This is a genomic window from Labrenzia sp. THAF187b (assembly GCF_009363375.1).
Lineage (GTDB): Bacteria > Pseudomonadota > Alphaproteobacteria > Rhizobiales > Stappiaceae > Roseibium > Roseibium algicola.
This window is the reverse complement of sequence record NZ_CP045344.1, coordinates 1,022,188-1,042,408: the sequence shown is the minus strand read 5'-3', so window position 1 is coordinate 1,042,408 and position 20,221 is coordinate 1,022,188. Positions and strand designations below refer to the sequence as shown.

17 protein-coding genes and 1 pseudogene are annotated in these 20,221 nt (G+C 61.0%); 12 read left to right on the top strand and 6 right to left on the bottom strand.

What is annotated here, in order from left to right:
* Nucleotides 1-9: 9 nt before the first annotated feature.
* Complete coding sequence (locus FIV03_RS04825) at nt 10-264, bottom strand: hypothetical protein (RefSeq protein ID WP_152508849.1); 255 nt, start codon at nt 262-264, stop codon at nt 10-12.
* A gap of 501 nt (nt 265-765) precedes the next feature.
* On the opposite strand from FIV03_RS04825, the gene FIV03_RS04820 reads away from it, so the two are divergent.
* Nucleotides 766-1,563, top strand: coding sequence for a creatininase family protein (locus FIV03_RS04820; protein ID WP_152508848.1), 798 nt, complete (start codon nt 766-768; stop codon nt 1,561-1,563).
* A 13-nt stretch (nt 1,564-1,576) separates the two neighbouring features.
* Here the strand turns inward: FIV03_RS04820 and FIV03_RS04815 are convergent, their stop codons facing one another.
* Entirely contained in the window at nt 1,577-2,512 is a 936-nt protein-coding gene (locus tag FIV03_RS04815) for a LysR family transcriptional regulator (protein WP_031268748.1), read from the bottom strand.
* 178 nt (nt 2,513-2,690) lie between these two features.
* Here FIV03_RS04815 and FIV03_RS04810 point away from each other — a divergent pair, with 178 nt between their 5' ends.
* The 6 genes from FIV03_RS04810 to FIV03_RS04785 all read left to right on the top strand — a co-directional run bounded on the left by FIV03_RS04810 (nt 2,691) and on the right by FIV03_RS04785 (nt 8,833).
* On the top strand, nt 2,691-3,701 hold the full coding sequence (locus FIV03_RS04810) for an ABC transporter substrate-binding protein (protein ID WP_022999260.1): 1,011 nt from the start codon (nt 2,691-2,693) through the stop codon (nt 3,699-3,701).
* Nucleotides 3,702-3,855: 154 nt separating this feature from the next.
* Nucleotides 3,856-4,614, top strand: a complete 759-nt coding sequence (locus FIV03_RS04805) for an ABC transporter ATP-binding protein (protein WP_208984499.1) — start codon at nt 3,856-3,858, stop codon at nt 4,612-4,614.
* Nucleotides 4,614-5,534, top strand: coding sequence for an ABC transporter permease (locus FIV03_RS04800; RefSeq protein ID WP_209009856.1), 921 nt, complete (start codon nt 4,614-4,616; stop codon nt 5,532-5,534). Before FIV03_RS04805 ends, FIV03_RS04800 begins: the two co-directional genes overlap by 1 nt.
* A complete protein-coding gene (locus FIV03_RS04795) occupies nt 5,534-6,838 on the top strand; it encodes a cytosine deaminase (RefSeq protein ID WP_152508847.1) in 1,305 nt (434 codons plus the stop codon). Before FIV03_RS04800 ends, FIV03_RS04795 begins: the two co-directional genes overlap by 1 nt.
* Before the next feature lie 2 nt (nt 6,839-6,840).
* Nucleotides 6,841-8,247 (top strand): FAD-binding oxidoreductase, encoded by a 1,407-nt coding sequence (locus FIV03_RS04790; RefSeq protein ID WP_152508846.1) that lies wholly within the window; start codon nt 6,841-6,843, stop codon nt 8,245-8,247.
* Nucleotides 8,248-8,251: 4 nt separating this feature from the next.
* Complete coding sequence (locus FIV03_RS04785) at nt 8,252-8,833, top strand: NAD(P)H-dependent oxidoreductase (protein WP_022999255.1); 582 nt, start codon at nt 8,252-8,254, stop codon at nt 8,831-8,833.
* A 21-nt stretch (nt 8,834-8,854) separates the two neighbouring features.
* Here FIV03_RS04785 and FIV03_RS04780 read toward each other — a convergent pair.
* The 4 genes and pseudogenes from FIV03_RS04780 to FIV03_RS04765 all read right to left on the bottom strand — a co-directional run bounded on the left by FIV03_RS04780 (nt 8,855) and on the right by FIV03_RS04765 (nt 13,660).
* Nucleotides 8,855-9,258 (bottom strand): annotated as a pseudogene (locus FIV03_RS04780) (RidA family protein).
* A 144-nt stretch (nt 9,259-9,402) separates the two neighbouring features.
* The gene (locus FIV03_RS04775; protein WP_152508845.1) at nt 9,403-11,061 is read right to left on the bottom strand and encodes a CRTAC1 family protein; all 1,659 of its coding nucleotides are present in this window, start codon (nt 11,059-11,061) and stop codon (nt 9,403-9,405) included.
* Nucleotides 11,058-12,479: a di-heme oxidoredictase family protein gene (locus tag FIV03_RS04770; RefSeq protein WP_152508844.1), complete on the bottom strand. Its 1,422-nt coding sequence runs from the start codon at nt 12,477-12,479 to the stop codon at nt 11,058-11,060. Before FIV03_RS04770 ends, FIV03_RS04775 begins: the two co-directional genes overlap by 4 nt.
* Nucleotides 12,476-13,660, bottom strand: a complete 1,185-nt coding sequence (locus tag FIV03_RS04765; protein WP_209009855.1) for an ROK family protein — start codon at nt 13,658-13,660, stop codon at nt 12,476-12,478. Before FIV03_RS04765 ends, FIV03_RS04770 begins: the two co-directional genes overlap by 4 nt.
* A 350-nt stretch (nt 13,661-14,010) precedes the next feature.
* Between FIV03_RS04765 and xylF the strand changes: the two genes are divergently transcribed.
* The 5 genes from xylF to xylA all read left to right on the top strand — a co-directional run bounded on the left by xylF (nt 14,011) and on the right by xylA (nt 20,207).
* On the top strand, nt 14,011-15,042 hold the full coding sequence (xylF, locus tag FIV03_RS04760) for a D-xylose ABC transporter substrate-binding protein (RefSeq protein WP_173013774.1): 1,032 nt from the start codon (nt 14,011-14,013) through the stop codon (nt 15,040-15,042).
* 137 nt (nt 15,043-15,179) lie between these two features.
* Nucleotides 15,180-16,469 (top strand): sugar ABC transporter permease, encoded by a 1,290-nt coding sequence (locus tag FIV03_RS04755; RefSeq protein ID WP_152508842.1) that lies wholly within the window; start codon nt 15,180-15,182, stop codon nt 16,467-16,469.
* A 24-nt stretch (nt 16,470-16,493) separates the two neighbouring features.
* Entirely contained in the window at nt 16,494-17,261 is a 768-nt protein-coding gene (locus FIV03_RS04750) for an ATP-binding cassette domain-containing protein (protein WP_006939086.1), read from the top strand.
* 149 nt (nt 17,262-17,410) lie between these two features.
* The gene (xylB, locus tag FIV03_RS04745) at nt 17,411-18,862 is read left to right on the top strand and encodes a xylulokinase (RefSeq protein ID WP_152508841.1); all 1,452 of its coding nucleotides are present in this window, start codon (nt 17,411-17,413) and stop codon (nt 18,860-18,862) included.
* Nucleotides 18,863-18,887: 25 nt separating this feature from the next.
* Entirely contained in the window at nt 18,888-20,207 is a 1,320-nt protein-coding gene (gene xylA, locus FIV03_RS04740; RefSeq protein ID WP_062491089.1) for a xylose isomerase, read from the top strand.
* The last annotated feature ends 14 nt before the right edge of the window (nt 20,208-20,221 follow it).

The window sequence follows — 20,221 nt, the reverse complement described above, 5'->3', positions numbered from 1 at the left end:
CGTGTCCGGTTAGTGCGAGTGGTGTGACAGGCGCAGGGGCACTGTCTGACGGGGGCTTTGAACCCGTCCGCCCACATTCTGGAACGCGAGCACAAGACTGACTGCAACAAGAGTCGCAGGCCACAAGATCGATGTGACCAGAACTCCCAGCAGCCGCTTTGGTGTGCTCAGTCCGCTATCAAGCAATTCCGCAGACGACAGGATCAGAAACACCAGCGTAACGGCGCCATAGAGGACGGCTCCCATGAAGAACAGGAGATACATGTCGGTTACCCACCTTACATTTTACCCAATGCCGCATCCCGAGCCTCAATGCGGCGTCCTACCTCGGACATCACAAGGCAAATCTTTGGTGTAAATGTGGCCGTTTCGCTTCTGGGTAGGTGTAGGTGCGCCCAAACGCTCGCCATCCGAGCCGGGCGAGTGAGCCCGGAATGCAGCACGTCTCCTTGGGGAACTCCCGCTAACTGCATGGTTAACAAAAGGTTTCCGGATTTGCAGCAGCGGGAAAATGACCGGTTTCAGCCTGTTTTCCGAACCCCGCGCCTGTGGACATGTTTGTGGACAGAAATGGAATTTATTTTTCGATTGAGCACAAGGAGGCGGGCGGATGTCGCCATATTTCGCTCCGGGTCGGCAATGGGCTTGAAACCCACTGCGCACAAAAAGGCAGCGGGCTGAAGACATAATGATGCTTTTCAAGTGTCGCCGACTTGCCTACGCCAAACAGGAACGCATCATGGCAACAGAGTTGGGGCAGCGCCGATGGCCAAGCATTTCTTCTGGAACGAATTGAATGCCTCGGATTTTGCGGCGCTTGATCCCGAGCGGACCATTGCGATCCTGCCGACCGCCTCGACCGAGCAACATGGCCCGCATCTGCCGATCGCGACCGATGTCGCAATCGCCCAGGGAATGCTTGCCGAAACGCGCAAACAGCTGCCGGAAGATCTCGACATCCTGGTGTTGCCGGTGCAGGAAATCGGCAAGGCGAACGAACATGTCTACGGCCCGGGAACATTGTCTCTCGGGGCTGAATTGCTGATCCCCGTCTGGACCGCCATTGGCCAGAAAGTGTCGGAAGCCGGCATTCGCAAGATGGTGATCGTCAATTCCCATGGCGGCAACACCGACATCATCAGCATCGTCTCGCGCGAACTTCGTGTTCGTTACGAAATGGCTGTTCTGGTGACGCATTGGGGCCGGTTCGGCCATCCGGACGGCATGATTTCCGCTCACGAGTCCAAATTCGGTATTCACGGCGGCGAGGTCGAAACATCCTTGATGCTGCATTTCCGGCCTGAACTGGTCCGCATGGACAAGGCAGAGAACTTCGTCTCAAAAGCCGAAGAGATGCTGGAAAACTCCAGATACATCCAGCCGACGCCGCCCCATGCCCTGGCCTGGATCGCCCATGATCTCAACCCGGCCGGCGTCGTTGGTGACGCCTCCAGGGGGACGGCGGAAAAAGGAGCGGTGATCAGTGCTCATCAGGCCGCCGGTTTCATTGAGATGCTGCGTGACTTCACAGCCTATTCGCTGACCAACCTGTATAAGCCATAACGATCTTCGGATCTTAAACGGGCAGGTTGCCTTCCCGTTGCAATTCCTCCACCTGAGCAACGAGTTCCTGCAGCAGGAATTCGACGAACAGGCTTGTTGCCGCGTCCATCGAGGCTCGTGCCCGCGTGAACAGCTTCATCGGCTGGTGATGTGTCCGGGCAACGTTCAAAGGTCGGAAAACGAGCTCACCCCGCCGGCATTCGGCCAGAACGTCCAGTGGATTGAGCAGGCTGATGCCGATGCCGCGCCGGACAAGCTGGCGAACCGTTTCCGAGGAGTTCGTTTCCAGGATCGGCTCCACCGGGATCGGCACGGACGACAGCACCAGATTGATCACGTCCCGCAGGCTGGTTCCCGATTGGGCCAGCACCAGCCGCTCCTGAACCACATCCACGAGATCGACCGGCCCGGTTTCCTGCGCCAGCTTGTGTCCGGGCGGAACCACCGCACCAATGGGAATGTCGAAGGTGGCCAGCGTCCGCAGGCCCGGCGTTGCGGCAATGTTGAAGCCGAGGCCGATGTCGACTTCGCCTGTCAGGACCGGATTGATCGTCGTCGTGCCGCCGTCACTGCGCAGCTTGATGTGAACGCGCGGGTTCTTCTCGATGAATTTCGCGATGATTTCCGACAGCGGTCCCGACGCGAGGCCGACGGTCGTCACCAGCGAGACCTGGCCGGCCTGCGGCATTTTCAGCGCCCGGATCCGGGTCTCTAGCCTGGCATAGTCTTTCAGAACGCCCCGGATATGTTCAACGCACAGCTCTCCAGCCGCGGTGAGCCGCAGCCCGCGCGGCAAGCGCTCGAACAGCGGCACGCCGAATTCCTCTTCCAGGGCAAGGATTTGCCGGTTGATGGCGGAGGACGACACATTCAGCCGATCAGCCGCCTTCCGAATGGAACCGCAGCGCGCGATCTCATCCAGGTAGAGCAGCTTGCGGGAGTGGAGCAGAGCCAAGAAGTGCCTCCTTTTTGTGCATGCGGCACAATTGATCGTCAGAAAAGGTAGCGATGACAATAAGGCATCGCTGCAGGCGAATTTTGATGCTTTTCAACGTGCGCTGCAAGGGATCAAATATTTTCGGAAATGTGCGGTTTCACGGTAGTTTTGTTTTACTGGAGGGTACGAAATGACAGTTTTCCCATCTGCGAAGACGCTTCTCGCAGCGGTTCTTCTCACCGGAACCGCCACTCACCAGGCATTGGCGCTGGATGAGGTGAGCTACGGCACCAACTGGCTCGCGCAGGCGGAACACGGCGGGTTTTACCAGGCCGTTGCCGACGGCACCTACGAGAAATACGGCCTGAAGGTCACGATCGCGCCGGGCGGCCCGCAGGCTGCCAACGATGCGCTGCTGATCTCCGGCAAGATCGATTTTTACATGGGCGGGACGCTGAAGGGCTTCGACTACGTCAAGGAAGGCATTCCGCTGATCAACGTCGCCAGCATCTTCCAGAAGGATCCGCAGATCCTCGTGGCGCATCCCGATCAGGGCATCGACAAGTTCACCGACCTTGCCAAGCTTGAAACCATCTACATGGGCAAGGACGGCTACGTCACCTACTTCGAGTGGATGAAGAAGAACTTCGAAGGCTTCTCCGACGCCCAGTTCAAGCCCTATACCTTCAACCCGGCTCCTTTCATCGTCGATCCCAAGTCCGCGCAGCAGGGCTACCTGACCTCCGAGCCGTATGAAATCGAAAACCAGGCAGGCTGGGCGCCGAAAGTGTTCCTCCTGGCCGATGAAGGCTGGACGCCCTACTCGACCATGATCACCACCTCCAAGGCGCTGGTCGAGGAAAACCCGGATCTGGTGCAGCGTTTCGTCGATGCTTCCATCGAGGGCTGGTACAACTACCTCTACGGCGACAACGCTGCGGCAAACGAGTTGATCAAGAAAGACAACCCGGAAATGACCGACGGTCAGCTCGCCTATTCCCTTGCGAAGATGAAGGAATACGGCATCGTGGATTCCGGCGACACGGAAGAAAAGGGCATCGGTTGCATGACCGACGAGCATTTCAAGGCGTTCTTCGATACGCTGGCTTCGATCGCCGTCGTGGATGCCTCTCTTGACTACAAGCAGTCCTACACCACGGACTTCGTCTGCAAGGGCGTCGGCCTCGACCTGAAGAAGTAAGGCCGGTTTGGCAAATACATTCCGCTTCGCACCACGGCGTGCGAAGCGGTCGCCTCCAGATGCAGAGTTGAGCATGGTCATCGCCGAACAGGGCAGCGCAGAAACGAAGACGCCGTCGGCCCGCAGTGTGAAATCGTCCCGCCCGCTGGTGGCGATGGATAATGTTTCGAAGGTATTCTCCAACGGGACGCTGGCCCTGTCCGGCATGTCCATGACGGTTCGGCCGGGAGAGTTCATAAGTTTGCTGGGGCCGTCCGGTTGCGGCAAGTCGACCGCACTCAGGATCATCGCCGGCCTTGGTGGTGTATCGGAAGGCGAAATCGACTGGCCGAGTTTCCGCATCAACTCCAGAGGGTTGCCTGACGGCGACATCAGCTTCGTGTTTCAGGAACCGACGCTGATGCCCTGGCAAACCGTCTTCGGCAATGTCTACCTTCCCCTGCGCCTCAAGGGTGTCTCGAAGAAAGCGGCATCGGAACGGATCATGACCGCGCTGGAAAGCGTAGGCCTGAAGGACTTCGCCGATGCCTATCCGCGCGAACTTTCCGGCGGCATGAAGATGCGTGTCTCCATCGCGCGTGCGCTGGTAACCGAGCCCAAGCTGCTGTTGATGGACGAACCCTTCGCGGCCCTTGACGAGATCACGCGCCAAAAGCTGAATGACGATGTGCTGGCGCTCTGGAAGGCGACAGGCATCACGGTGATCTTCGTGACCCATTCCGTTTATGAATCCGCCTATCTGGCAAACCGGATCGTGGTGATGAAAGCCCGGCCGGGCCGCGTGCATTCGGATTTTCCCCTGCACACCAGTCTTGAGCGGGATGCGCAGTACCGTACCTCCGAGGAGTACAGGCAAGCCTGCGCGGAAGTCTCCGCCATGCTGTCGGAAGCCATGGGAGGCGAGGAGCACTGATGACCGCACCAGCAAACGAAACCCTGGCTGCCGCCGACGTTCTGCAAGAAACAGACAGCGAAGCGCAAGTTGCGCGCAAAAGGCCGGCATCAGCAGCCAAGCTGCCGACAAAGGAAAGCGCTGCCGCTGCCAAGCGGCGGGAGCGCATCCTGACGGTTCTGGTGCCGATCTTCGTCATCGCAGGCTTGATCGCGCTGTGGCAGGTCATGGTCACCGTGAATGACATTCCCCATTACATTCTTCCCGGCCCGGGACTGGTGGTGAATTCGCTGATGTCCGACTGGCACATCCTGCTGCCCGCTCTTTGGGTGACGACCAAGATCACGCTTGCCTCCCTTGCTCTGGCGTTGATCGGCGGTGGCGGCATGGCGATCCTGCTTGTGCAGTCCCGCTGGATCGAGACGGCGCTCTATCCGATCACCGTTATCCTGCAGGTCACGCCGATCATCGCGATCGCGCCGCTGATCCTGATCTACGCTCCGTCAACACAGGCAGCGCTTCTGATCTGTGCGTTTGTCGTCGCCTTCTTCCCGATCCTGTCCAACATGGTGCAGGGCCTGAAGAGCGTGGATCACAACCTCCTGAACCTGTTTGAACTTTACGGTGCCTCGCGCTGGCAGACGCTGATCTATCTGAAGCTGCCGGCTTCCCTACCGTATTTCATGACCGGCCTTCGCATCGGTGGCGGTCTTGCGTTGATTGCGGCGGTCGTTGCCGAATTTGCGGCGGGATCGGCCGGTGCAGGCTCGGGACTTGCCTTCCGCCTTCTGGAGAGCCAGTTCCGGCTCAATATTTCACGTCTGTTCGCAGCGCTGTTCCTGCTTGCCAGCCTGGGTGTGCTGATCTTCGCTTTGACGTCCTTCATCTCCTGGTGGACACTGCATCGCTGGCACGAAAGCAGCCTGAAGCGGGAAAACTGATGACACTCGACCTTCCCAAAACCGGCCGGTTCGCGCTGCGCACCGCAACCCTGCCCGCCGCAGTCACACCGGGATCGGCGCTCCCTGCGCGCGAGGGCCTGTCGTTGGCCGATCTGATCATTTCAGACGGTCGGATCGAGGCCATTCTCCCGGCTGGGGCGGCCCCAGCGGACATCGAAAGCGTTGATCTGCAAAGGCGCATGGTCTGGCCCTGCTTTGCCGACATGCACACCCACATCGACAAGGGTCATATCTGGGACCGGCAACCCAACCCGACCGGCGATTTCGACGGTGCACTTGCCGCCGTCAGGGCCGACCGGGAGGCAAACTGGACGGCCAGGGACGTTGAAACGCGCATGGACTTCTCCCTGCGCTGCGCCTATGCGCACGGGACCAGCCTCCTGCGCACCCATCTCGACAGCCTGGCACCGCAGCACCGGATTTCCTTCGAGGTGTTCGCCGACATGCGCGAACGATGGAAAGGCCGGATCGCCCTGCAGGCTGCCGCGCTGTTTCCGATCGATGCCATCGACGACGACGCTTATTTTTCCGACCTGGTGGAGGTCGTCGTGGCAAACGGCGGTCTGCTTGGCGGCGTGACGTTCCCGTTGCCGGATCTCGACCGCAGGCTGGATATCCTGTTTCGCACGGCTGCGGACAACGGCCTCGATATCGACCTGCATGTTGATGAGACCCAGGATGCCAACGTCCTGACGCTGCTTGCTATTGCGGAAGCCAAGCTGCGCAACGGGTTCGAAGGCGCCGTTACGGTCGGCCATTGCTGTTCCCTGGCGCGCCAGGACGACGACAAGGCCAAGGCGACAATCGACAAGGTGCGGGAGGCAGGCCTCTCCGTCGTTTCCCTGCCCATGTGCAACATGTATCTGCAAGACCGGCACCCGGGCCGCACACCGCGTTCGCGTGGCGTCACACTGCTGCACGAACTGCGGGCCGCAGGCGTGCCGGTGGCCGTTTCATCTGACAACACCCGCGATCCTTTCTACGCCTATGGCGATCTCGACATGGTGGAAGTATTCCGCGAGGCCGTCCGCATTGCGCATCTGGACCACCCGCTCGATGATGCGGCCAAGGTGGTCACCAGCCTTCCGGCCGACATCCTGCAAGTTCCCGAAGCCGGGCGGATTGCCGAGGGGCTGGGCGCCGATCTTGTCATCTTCAACGCTCGAAGCTGGAGCGAATTTCTGTCCCGTCCGCAGGCGGACCGCATCGTGATGCGGAATGGCATGGGCATCGACCGTCGCCTGCCGGATTATTCTGAACTTGACCCGCTGACGAAAGGCTGACCATGGCCGATTACGAGACAATCAAGGCCGAACTTGATGGCATCGCGGTTGAGGACAATCCGCGTCTGGTTCAGGCGAAGAGCCGTGACTTCTACTGGTATTCGCCGGTCCTCAAGGCCCAGCTCGACAACGTCACCGGAGACCTTCTGGTCTCGCCGAAAAATGAAGCCGAAGTCATAAAGGTTCTGAAAACGGCATTCGCCCACGGTGTGCCGGTCACGCCGCGTGGTGCGGGCACGGGCAACTATGGCCAGGCGATGCCGCTGTCCGGCGGCATCGTGCTCGATATGTCGAAGATGGACGAGGTCAAGGAGATCGCACCGGGCCGGGTCGTCTGCGGACCTGGCATCGTCATTGCCAAGCTCGACAAGATTACAAAGGAACATTCGGGCCAGGAACTGCGCTTCCATCCTTCAACCGCGCAAACCGCGACCATCGGCGGCTTCATCGCCGGTGGCTCCGGCGGTGTCGGTTCGGTTCATTGGGGCGGCCTGCGCGACCTCGGCAACATCCTGCGCCTGCGTATCGTCACCATGGAAGCCGAACCCAGGGTGATCGAGCTGTCCACCTGGGACCTGCAGAAGGTCAGTCATGCCTATGGCACCAACGGTATCATCACCGAAGTCGAAATGCCGCTGACGACGGCCCATGACTGGGTGGACGTGATCGTCGGCCATGAAACCTTCATGGATGCGGTCGTCTTTTCCGACAAGCTGGCGCGCAGCAACGGTATTCTGCTGAAGGAAGTCGCCCCGATTGCGGCACCCATTCCGTTCGATTTCTTCACGCGGCACAAGCCCTGGCTGAAGGAAGGCGAGGCGGTCACCGTGTTGATGGTGGCGCCGCACTCCATGTCGGCAATGCTTGCGCTTGCGGAACGGATGAAGGGCAAAGTGCGCTTCCGGTCGGACGAAGTGGAAAGCATGAAGGGCATTCCGCATGTCTATGAACTTGCCTGGAACCACACGACGCTGCGGGCGCTGAAATTCGACAGTTCTTTCACCTATCTGCAGACGCAATATCCGGGCCCGAACCACGTGGAGCTTGTGCGCAAGACCACCGAAATGTTCCCGGGCGAGATCTTCGGACACCTGGAGTTCCTGCGGTTCGATGGTCAGGTCCAATGCTCCGGCCTTCCCCTGATCCGCTACACGACGGAAGAACGGCTGGACGAGATCATCCGGCTGCACGAGGAAAACGGCTGCCGGGTGTTCAACCCGCATCGCTACACCCTTGAAGAAGGCGGCATGAAACAGACCGACCAGGTCCAGCTCGCCTTCAAGAAGGAGACAGACCCGGAGGGATTGCTCAATCCGGGCAAGATGATCGCCTGGGACAATCCGGACTTCGACTTCAATTCCGGCCAGAACTATCTTTTCCCGGGCCTTCAGGCCTTTGCCGAGGCCTGATCAGATGCGCGTACTGGTTCTCCATTCCCACCCGCAGGAGCACAGTTTCGGCCGGGCGCTCTATCACAAGACCTGTGAAAGCCTGGCCAAGGCCGGGCATGAGGTCGACGGCTGCAATCTCTATGAGGAAGGGTTCGACCCGGTCCTCTCCGCACGCGACAGGGACATCTATCACACGGTTCCCGACAACCGGGAACTGGTCGACAATTACTGCGAGCGCTTGCTGGCGGCGGAAGGTCTGGTCATCTGCACGCCGGTCTGGAACTTCGGTTTTCCCGCGATGCTGAAAGGTTACTTCGACCGTGTCTGGCTGCCGGGCGTTTCGTTTCATCTGGAAGACGGCACCTTGACACCGACCTTGCGCCATATCCGCAAGATGGCGGCCGTCATGACCTATGGCGGCAGCCGGTGGCGGGCGTTTCTGGTTGGCGATCCACCGCGCAAGGTGGTCAATCGGGTCATCCGGGCACAGATCAAGATTGGCGCACCGGTGAAATATCTCGCCCATTACGACATGAACAACTGCACCCCGGCCTCGACCGGTGCCTTTCTGGAGAAGGTCGGCAAGGAAATGGAGCGGTTCTGACACCGCTCCAGGCTGGCTGGGCTAGAACACCTTCGCCGCGGTCACTTCCACTTCCACCAGAAATTCCGGACGCGTGAGCCACCAACCACCAAAAGGGTCGAGACCGGTTTCAGCGTTCCGGTGTAGCGGTCGCGAACGGCCATATAGTCCGCGAAATCTTCCCGCCGGGTAACGAAACCGGAAATGCGGATGACGTCGTCAAAGCTCATCTCCGCTTCCTTCAGGATGGCGGCGATGGCCTCGAAACAGATTTCGGACTGGCCGGTCACGTCCGGCGGAATCGTATCGTCCGGCCGGATGCCGAGCTGGCCGGAGGTCACCAGCAGGCTGGCGCCGGGCGGCACGTAAAGGCCATGATTATACTGCCCGAAGGGTGTTCGAACGGAAGGAGGATTGAAGGATTTCTTGTCGGTTGGACCGGCCATGAGCGCAGGTTCTCCAGAAATTGCATCTTGTCCTGCATGTTCCGGCAAAAGAGCCGGAAAGTCATTGAAAAAATGCAGCTTTTCTGAGTTTACGATGGCCTCGCGAACCAGTTATTCAGTGCCGGAAAGGTACCTTGCCGGGGGCTACTCCGGATACCAGAGCTTTGCCTTTTCCGCACCCCGTTCAATGATCACGTGACCGTTGGCAAAGACCCGGTAGCCGTGGCTCCAGTCGCCGTCCGGCCATTTAATACGCACGTTGGCACGTTCCGCCACACCCAGGCCGAAGTGAACGAAGCCCATCTGGCCGGAGGCATGGCCAGCCCCCACCTGGATGTCCTTCACCACGGTCCGGTTGCCCGTCTTCACGCTGATCTTGGCACCCACTGCGCGGGAGTTGGGTTTGCCCGGCTGGCGCACGTCCACAGCCAGCCAGTTGCCGAGCTGTTTCGGTTCTTCTGAAGTCCCCTGGCCAACGTTCCGGAACAGGCTCACCGGTCCGGAGCGGTTGACGACAACCAGATCCACCAGTCCGTCCGCGTTGAAATCCGCCAGACCCGCCCCGCGTCCGCGCCGGTTCAGTGCGATCCCGGCCGTATCGCCGGTTTCCACAAAGCGGCCGTCCCATTGGCCGAGCAAGAGATTGTCCGGGTCATAGGCCGCGAAGTCGGGCATGGCTTCCACGTTGCCCTTGGCTATGAAGAGATCCCAGAGCCCGTCATTGTTGACGTCCTGAAACTCGGAATGCCATCCGGTTGACGGTTTCAGGTCTTCCCCCGCATAGGGCCGGTGCGCGGTAACGCCAAGGTCGAAGGCAATGTCCTGATAGACCGGCACGGTCTCGTCCGCTTCCGGGTCGAGCTTCTGCAGCTTGGTGTCGCCCATGCTGGTGAGCGCATACTCTGGAAAACCGTCCACATCCAGGTCGATGGACGCAATGCCCATGCCCCAGATCTTCAAGTGTTGCCAGCCATCGGACTTGCGATAGGGGCGAGGCGGTCTGCCGGGCGCAACGGCCCAGAGCTGCTCCTCGCCACCGCGGTAATATTGCCGGTCGTTCGAGATCCTGAGTGCAGGTTCGCCGGAGCGGTTCCAGTCGGTGAACAGCATCGACAAGCTGCAGTATCCCGGCGACAGGCGCGTTGCTTCCGCGTAGAGCGGGCTGCCGTCCTCCGTCTTTTCCGGCCGGAACAGGAAGTTGTCGTGACAGGTGCCCCAGGGCGAACCGGGGGCAGAACGATCGACATAATTGCCGAATGCAAGCGTTGGATAATCGAGCCCTGGTTCGTAGGTGGCGGAAAAGGAGGTACTCCATTCACGGCCGCCGTCGAAGCCAAGGGCCCGGTTGGCGACCTCGAAGGTACAGGCGCCCTTGCCTTCCAGGATCAGGTTTTCACCCAGGCGCAGCACGACGAGATCCAGGATGTCGTCGTTGTTGATGTCGAGTGGATAGGCGCCGAGCACGCCGGTGGCCTGTTTTTCATTGAGGCCGGTTTCCACCGCGGTGAATTTCAGCGGTCCTGCCACACGGCTTTCGTTGCGAAAAAGTTGCGCTGGGTTCTTGCCGCCGGCAAAGAACAGATCCGGCTTGCGGTCGCCATCGCAATCGAAGATCGCGGTGCCGCCACCAACGAAGAATTCCCATGCACCGTCATAGGAATGTTCGATGCCCGCAGCCGAAGCCTCTTCCACAAACGAGGGGACGGGCGCAACGGAAGCCTGACGGGTGTCGTCTGCCAGGGCCGGGGCCGCAAGGATTACGCTCAACAGCGCACCGGACACGGAAAGGCTGAAAGGCTTCATTCCGCGATCTCCAGGCTGCGCAGGAAGGCGATGATCGTCTGCTGCTCGGTTTCCGCCAGACCCGCATAGGCCTTGCGGCTGTCGGAAGCAGCGCCGCCATGGGCTAGAATCGCCTCTTCCAGCGTCGTGATATCGCCCCGGTGCCCATAGGGCGCCGTGCTGCCGATGCCCCATAGCTCGGACGTGATGAAAACGTCGCGCGCAACAAAGCGTTGGGCCAGCAGTTCATTGCCGAAGGTGTCGTTGGCCGCATCGGCAATCGTGTGGCGCTTCAGGTCGCCGTAAAGGGGAACCAGCACCCGGCCCTGGTCATCGCGCGGCAGGGCCTTCACCCAGTCCAGCGTGCCGAGGTCAAGTTCGAGCGGCGCCTTCACGTCGCTCTGGCGCAGGGTGCCGGCGGTGTCGAACGGGCCGGGATCCTGAAAGATGAGGCTTTCGAGCGGCAATTCGGGAATATGGCATGAGCTGCAGCCGATGGTGCCGAAAAGCGCTTCTCCCTTTGCCGCCGCTTGCTGCCAGACATCCGGCAGATCCTGTTTTCGGGTGGGTGCGGGAAGGGTTGCCTGGAAAGCGACCAGCGCCGAGATCTGACCCGGCGAAATTTCGCCTGTATGGCCGTCACCGTCGAAGTCGTCCGATCCTGTCCACTCGGCGCCGAACCGCTCGACCGCCTGTATGCCATGATGATCGTTGGTGGCGTTCACGCTGAACTGACGAAGCGAGGCAAAGACACCCTTCTGGCTGAAAGGCCGCAAGGTCAGATCGTCGTCGATACCCTCGAGACGGGAAACGTCCAGTGTCCCATCGGGAAAGGCGGTCAACTTGCCGAAGGAGACGCCCTTTGTTTCCAGACTGACGGTTTCTTCCTGACCGCTTTTCCGCACCCGGGCCAGCAGATCCGTCCGCTGGCTGCGCAGGTCCGTGGTCATTTCCCGGGCAAGCAATTCGATCAGCCCGGCTCCCTGAAGCGCGACCGTATTGCGCTCGTTGGAAAACTGGGGATCCGTTGTGTCGAAGTCGGCGCTTTCGAAGCCTTCGGACACGAACACGTTTGCTGTGAACGCACCGGAACCGCCGATCACAGGCTCGTTGTGGCAGGAAGAACAGGAATTGGCGTCCATTCCTGCAAGACGCTGGAAGGCCTGCGGTGCCTTGCGGCGCACTTTTGTCGGCACGATAGCCCGCGTCGCGTCCGGCCGGCCTGCGCCATCCAGCGTGGTGAACTTGGCCTTGAACAGCTCTTCTCCAAGCGGCTGCAGCACGGTGATGGCATCTTCGCCCGATTGCGCCAGGGCGTCGATATCGACGTCTTCCTTGATGGCCCGTTCGCTCCAGGGTGCGGGATCGGCAAGCGCCGATGCAGGCAGGGTGATGCCGAGGACGAGAGCAGAGACCGCGAACCGGGATTTGCCTGTCATGCTGTCGCCTCCTTGCGGTCGACCCGCGCTATGCGGCCAGAGGGCGGAGTTGCGTTGCCGAGAAAATCCTTGTCGAGACGTTCCATCGACTGGGCGATCAGGCCGCTGCGAATGAAGTCCTCATTCCACGGCATCACGTCCAGGGAGAAATTGTTCCTGAGATCGGAAACGAGAGCCTCTTCCAGCCCTTCCCACATGCCTTTTTCCATGAAGGAGAAGGCGCGCATGGCAGCGCCGGTCAGCACCACGCGCTTGGGGTCGATCATCGCAATCACCCGGGCAAGACCATAGCCCAGAACCCGGCCGGCCTCGTGAAACGCGTTGCAGGCGTCCTTGTCTCCGGAGCCGGCCAGTTCGATCAGCCGGGCAAGGCCGCTGACGCCCGCCTTGATGGTGCCCGGATCGGTGTTTTCCGGCAGATGCGAGGCAGCCCGCACCAGCGCGTAATCGGAAAGATACGCCTCAAGGCAGCCTTTCTTGCCGCATCGGCAGAGCGCCCCGCCGGGCAGATGGTTGGCATGGCCGAACTCGGCCGCCGTGCCGCTTGCCCCCGAAAACAGCCGGTTGTCGAGGTAAAGCCCCATGCCGACACCGTAATCGAGCATGATCACCGCGAATGTCCCGCTGTACTTGTTCGGGTCCGACCAGTGCAGCGCTTCGGTGATCATGTTGGTGTCGTTGGAAATGTAGCAATCCGCCCCGAAGGCTTCGTGCAATGGACCGACGACAGGGATCTTGCGCCCGGCAAAGGCGGGGCTCCAGGCAACGACGCCGGTTTCCGTTTCAACGACACCCTGTGCGGCAACGCCGATTTCCCGAACCCGTGACGGGCCGATTTCAGCCTCATCAAGGAACTGTCTGATCGCCTTGATCAGGGTTTCGGGAAAGCTGTCGGCATCTTCTGTGGCGCTGTCAAAATGGCTGCGCCTGTCGCACACCACCTCGCCGGCGAAATTCACCAGCGACAGGTCGATGTTGTTGACCGACAGACGGACGCCAACCGTATAGACCGCGTCCGGCTTGAGCTTCAAAAGGGTGCGTGGCCGTCCACGCGCCTGGGGTGTTTTGGGCTCCTCGCTCTCCAGGCTCAGGATCAATCCCTGGTCCAGAAGATCGGAGGTGATGGCCGTCACCGTCGCGGGACTCAGCCGTGTCATCTGGCCGAGATCTATCCGCGCCATGGGGCCGTTCCGGCGCAGGGCCTGTAGAACAATACTTCTGTTTTGCCGCCGGATCTGATCCCGGTCCGCCTTGCGTGTCATGCTCGCTCAGCTCTTCCCAAGGTGTTTCCTCTGTCCCGGGTTTCTCCCGGTTTTCCTGCTTCTCACCGGGCGTGTCAAACCCCGCGGAACAGTGTTTTGCAAAACCATGTTGACAGGAGCAGCGCTTTCCTGCAACTTTTTTTCGGGCACCAAAAAAAATAACAATAAGGCTGTCCTTTCTGAAGGCGCCTCGAAAAGGCGCTTCGACACTGACGCATTTCAGGCACATCCGTCCGACGTGGGATGCGCCAACTGGAGGAAACATCGCAATGCGTAAAATCACCACTTTGCTGGCGGGCGCCCTGCTGTCCGCGACCGCACTGAACCTGGCCCACGCAGAAGACGTCATTGTCGGCGTGAGCTGGTCCAACTTCCAGGAAGAACGCTGGAAGACTGACGAAGCCGCCATCAAGGGCGCCCTTGAGGCAGCCGGCGCGACTTACATTTCCGCCGACGCGCAGAGCTCGTCCGCAAAACAGCTTTCCGACGTTGAGGCGCTGATCGCACAAGGCGCGACCGCCCTCATCATCCTGGCGCAGGATTCCCAGGCAATCGGCCCGGCCGTGCAGGCCGCTGCCGACGAAGGCATCCCGGTTGTCGGCTACGACCGCCTGATCGATGATCCGCGCGCCTTCTACCTGACCTTCGACAACGTTGAAGTTGGCCGCATGCAGGCTCGCGCCGTTCTGGCTGCCGCGCCGAAGGGCAACTACGTCATGATCAAGGGCTCCCCGACCGACCCGAACGCGGACTTCCTCCGCGGTGGTCAGCAGGAAGTCCTGCAGTCCGCAATCGATGCGGGTGACATCACGATCGTTGGCGAAGCCTACACCGACGGCTGGCTGCCGGCGAACGCACAGCGCAACATGGAACAGATCCTGACCGCCAACGACAACAAGGTCGACGCGGTTGTTGCCTCCAACGACGGTACGGCCGGCGGTGTCGTGGCCGCTCTGACCGCACAGGGCATGGACGGCATTCCGGTGTCCGGTCAGGACGGCGACCATGCCGCTCTGAACCGCGTTGCAAAGGGCACGCAGACGGTTTCCGTCTGGAAGGACGCTCGCGAACTCGGCAAGGCCGCCGGTGAAATTGCCGTCAGCCTGGCCAGTGGCACCGACATGTCCGGCGTCGATGGCGCAGCTGCCTGGACGTCTCCGTCCGGCACCGAGCTGACCGCCAAGTTCCTGGCACCGCTCCCGGTCACCAAGGACAACCTGACCGCGGTCGTCGATGCAGGCTGGATCTCCAAGGATGATCTGTGCCAGGGCGTCGAGAACGGCCCGGCTCCCTGTAACTAATAACACTACGCTTAATGTACGGCCCCGGTTACTGTTAACCGGGGCCGTAATAACAGGGACAGCTGCTGCGAAAGCCGCTCCCCGGGATGGGCCACCCGATGCGTAAGCGTAATGGTCTCCAAGCAGGAGTAACCTCTATGTCTGACACCGCACTGTCAGGGCCCAAAAGCCCGACAGCACGAAACTTGTTTGCCGCATTGCAGCTGGACACACGGCTTCTCGGCATGATCGGGGCGTTCATCGTCCTGTGCCTGGTGTTCAATGTGATTACGGATGGCCGGTTCCTGACGCCGCGCAACATCTTCAACCTGACGATCCAGACCGTGTCCGTTGCCATCATGGCCACCGGCATGGTGTTTGTTATCGTCACCCGCCACATCGATCTGTCTGTCGGCTCCGTTCTGGCGACGGTCGCGGCGGTCATGGCGGTTGTCCAGACCGATGTCCTGCCGCCGCTGCTCGGTCTCGGCAATCCGGCTATCTGGATCCTGGCCATTCTGGCCGGTGTGGTTGTTGGTGTGCTGATCGGTGCCTTCCAGGGCTGGATGGTCGGTTATCTCGGCATTCCGGCCTTCATCGTGACGCTCGGCGGCCTCCTGGTCTGGCGCAACGTTGCCTGGTTCATCACCTCCGGTCAGACGATCGGCCCGCTCGATGAAACCTTCACCATGATCGGCGGTATCGGCGGCACCATGGGCGAAACGGGGTCGTGGATCTTTGGCGTTCTGGCCGTCGCCGTTGCGCTGTGGATGCAGGTCTCCTCGCGCCGCCGCAAGGCTGCGCATGGGTTCCCGGTCAAACCCGGCTGGGCGGAAGTCACCATGGGTGTCATCACGACCGGGGCAATTCTCGGGTTCGTCTGGGTGCTGAATGCCTATGACATTCCCACGGCCCGTCTTGAGCGGATCTTCGAGGCCCGGGGCGAAACCATGCCGGAAGGCCTGGTCATGGGCTACGGCATTCCCTACTCGGTGCTGCTCCTGATCGTGGTTGCCGTCGTCATGACCATCGTCGCACGCCGCACCCGTCTCGGACGCTACATCTTCGCAACCGGCGGCAACCCGGATGCCGCGGAGCTCTCCGGCATCAACACCAGGTTCCTGACCGTCAAGGTATTTGCCATCATGGGCGGCCTCAGCGCGCTCGCAGCCGCTGTCGCGGCCGCACGCCTCGGTTTTTCGACCAACGACATCGGCACGCTGGACGAACTCCGGGTCATTGCCGCGGCAGTGATCGGCGGCACCGCGCTTGCCGGCGGCGTCGGCACGATCTACGGCGCCATCCTGGGCGCGCTGATCATGCAGTCATTGCAGTCGGGCATGGCCATGGTCGGCGTCGACGCCCCGCTGCAGAACATTGTCGTGGGCACGGTGCTCGTCATCGCCGTCCTCGTCGACATCATCTATCGCAAGCGCACGGGAGACTGAGACATGGACGCGCCTCTCGTAGAAATGAAAGACATGTGCATCTCCTTCGGCGGGGTGCAGGCCGTGGATCATGTCTCTGTCGATCTTTATCCGGGTGAAGTCGTGGGTCTGCTTGGCCACAACGGTGCCGGCAAGTCGACCCTGATCAAGATCCTTTCCGGTGCCTACAAGGCCGACAGCGGCGAAATCCGCATCAACGGCAAGGAAGTGCACATTCACTCGCCGCGCGACGCGCGGGCGCAGAACATCGAGACCATCTACCAGACGCTTGCTCTGGCGGACAATCTCGACGCCGCGTCCAACCTGTTCCTCGGCCGTGAACTGACCTCGCCGCTCGGCTTTGTCGACGATGATGCCATGGAAGCGGAAACCCGCAAGATCATGGGCCGGCTCAACCCGAACTTCAAAAAGTTCCATGCGCCGGTGAAAGCCCTGTCGGGCGGTCAGCGCCAGTCGGTGGCCATTGCCCGCGCGGTCTACTTCAATGCCAAGATCCTGATCATGGACGAGCCGACCGCCGCGCTTGGCGTGCATGAAACGCAGATGGTGGCTGAACTCATCCAGGAACTGAAGAAACAGGGTCTCGGCATCTTCCTGATCAGCCACGACATCCACGACGTTTTCCAGCTTTGCGACCGTATCGCGGTCATGAAAAACGGTCAGCTTGTCGGCACCGCCCGCACGACCGACGTCACTGATGACGACGTGCTTGGCATGATCATCCTGGGTAAATGCCCGGAAGGGGCGATCCCGGGTCCAGGTGCCCTTGTGGACGATACAGTGGTCGGATAAACCGACGGGACCCGCGGGCTCTTGCCCGCGGGGCTTCCTCATGGTTTGAACAGATGGCCTGGCCCTGTTCGGACGGTGTGGACACTCATGCCGACACCCGGTCACGGGCCATCGGCATTCTTTTTGATTGTTTTTGAGGAACGCACCTCATGTATATCGGCCTCGATATCGGTACCAGTTCGGTCAAAGCCATTCTTCTTGGTGAAGACCAGTCTCTGATCGCATCGGCAACCGCGGAGTTGACCGTCCAGCGTCCCCATCCGGGCTGGTCGGAACAGGACCCGGACAGCTGGTGGCGCGCTTGCGAAACCGTTCTGGACGCGCTCAAGGCGGAAGCGCCGAAGGCCATGGCTGCAGTGCGTGGCATCGGCTTGTCCGGCCATATGCACGGTGCCACGCTTCTGGATGCCTCCGGTAAGCCGCTGCGCCCCTGCATCCTGTGGAACGACGGCAGGTCGGGCAAGCAATGCTCGGACCTGGAAGCGGCCGAGCCGAAATTCCTGACGCTCGGCGGCAACCGGGTGATGCCGGGCTTCACCGCGCCGAAGCTGCAGTGGGTGCGCGAGAACGAGCCGGAAATCTTCGCCAGAACCACCATGGTTCTGCTGCCCAAGGACTATGTCCGCTTCAAGCTGACGGACGAGTACGTCGGCGAAATGTCGGATGCCGCCGGAACGCTCTGGCTGGATGTCGCCAGACGCGACTGGAGCGACGCGCTTCTGGCCGCCACGGGCCTCACTCGTGAGAACATGCCGCGCCTTGTCGAAGGCTCCGAAAGCTCGGGCACACTCAAGGCGGATCTTTGTGGCCGCTGGGGTTTCGACGCAGCTCCGGTGGTGGCCGGCGGCGGCGGCGACAATGCCGCATCTGCCTGCGGTGTCGGCGCGGTCGATCCGGGCTCGGCCTTTGTCTCGCTCGGGACCTCCGGCGTGCTGTTCGTGACCAACGACCGCTTCTCGCCCAACGTCGACAGCGCGGTTCATGCGTTCTGCCATGCCGTGCCGGACACCTGGCACCAGATGGGGGTGATCCTTTCAGCAACCGACAGCCTCAACTGGCTGGCGAAGGTACTGAAGCGGAATCCGGGTGAACTCACCGGTCTGGTCGGCAATGTGGAAGGGCCTTCGCCCGTTTCCTTCATGCCTTATCTCGGCGGCGAACGGACGCCGCACAACGACGTCGACATCCGCGCCGGCTTCTTCGGCATTTCCCACGGAACCGACGACGCCGAACTCTGCCACGCCGTGCTGGATGGTGTCGCCTTTGCGCTCAAGGACTGCCTGGAAGCGCTCAGTGTTGCCGGCACCGGGATCGAACGCGTTCTGGCGGTCGGCGGCGGGTCTCGCTCCACAGTCTGGCTGGAGATCATCGCCAGCCTGCTCAATGTTCCGGTCGACGTTCCGGTGGATGGCGACTTCGGCGGCTCGCTTGGCGCGGCAAGGCTCGGTCAGGCCGCCGCGCTCGGTAGCACCGAGGGCATTTTCACCAAGCCGGCCCTCAAGGCCAGCATCGATCCGGTGCCGGCCCTCACACAAAGATATGCCGAAGGCTACGAGCGCTGGCACAAGCTTTATCCGGCGCTCAAGCAAGCCGGCTTTTAGGAAACATATTCAAGGAGATGACAACATGAGCACTGGGTTCTTCGGCGATCTTCAGCCGATCCAATACACCGGGCCGGCAAGCACCGAGCCGCTGAGCTATCGCCACTACAACAAGGACGAGATCGTCCTTGGCAAACGCATGGAAGACCATCTGCGTCTTGCCGTGTGTTACTGGCACAGCTTCTGCTGGCCGGGGTCCGATCCGTTTGGCGGCGAAACCTTCAACCGGTCCTGGATGGCGGCTGGCGGCGATCCGATGGAACAGGCCAAACTGAAGGCAGACGTTGCCTTCGAGATGTTCCAGATCCTGGGCATGCCGTTCTTCACCTTCCATGACCGCGACGTTGCGCCGGAAGGCCGGACGCTCGCCGAAAGCAATGCCAACGTGAACGCGATTGCCGACATCTTCGAAAAGAAGATGGCCGACACCGGCATCAAGCTCCTTTGGGGCACGGCCAACATGTTCTCCAACCGCCGCTTCATGGGCGGTGCGGCCACCAATCCGGATCCGGACGTCTTCGCCTATGCCGCCGCACAGGTGAAGAACGCAATGGACGTCACCTATCGCCTCGGCGGTGAGAACTATGTGCTCTGGGGTGGCCGCGAAGGCTACGAGACCCTGCTCAACACCAACATCAAACAGGAGCTGGACCAGTTCGGCCGCTTCCTCAACATGGTGGTCGAATACAAGCACAAGATCGGCTTCAAGGGCACGATCCTGATCGAGCCGAAGCCGCAGGAACCGTCCAAGCACCAGTACGACTACGACGTCGCCACCGTCTATGGGTTCCTGAAGGCCTACGGGCTGGAAAACGACGTCAAGATGAACATCGAGCAGGGCCACGCCATCCTGGCCGGTCACTCGTTCGAGCACGAACTGCACATGGCCCGTTCGCTCGGCATCTTCGGGTCCGTCGACATGAACCGCAACGACTACCAGTGCGGCTGGGATACCGACCACTTCGGCATGAACGTGCCGGAACTGGCGCTCGCCTATTACGAGATCCTGATGGCGGGCGGCTTCACCACCGGCGGCACCAACTTCGATGCCAAGCTGCGTCGCCAGTCACTCGACCCGGTCGATCTGATCCAGGCGCATGTCGGCTCGGCCGACGCAATTGCTCGCGGACTGAAGGCCGCGGCAGCCATGATCGAGGACGGCCGGCTGAAGGGCTTCGTCGATGACCGTTATGCCGGCTGGCAGAAGCCGGAAAACGCCGACATCCTCAAGGGTGGTTCCTCGCTCGAGACATTGGCCGAGCGCGTCCACAAGGCCGACCTGGAACCGCAGCCGAAATCCGGCAAGCAGGAATACCTGGAAAGCCTGGTCAACCTGTTCGTCTGATGCAAACTGCATCC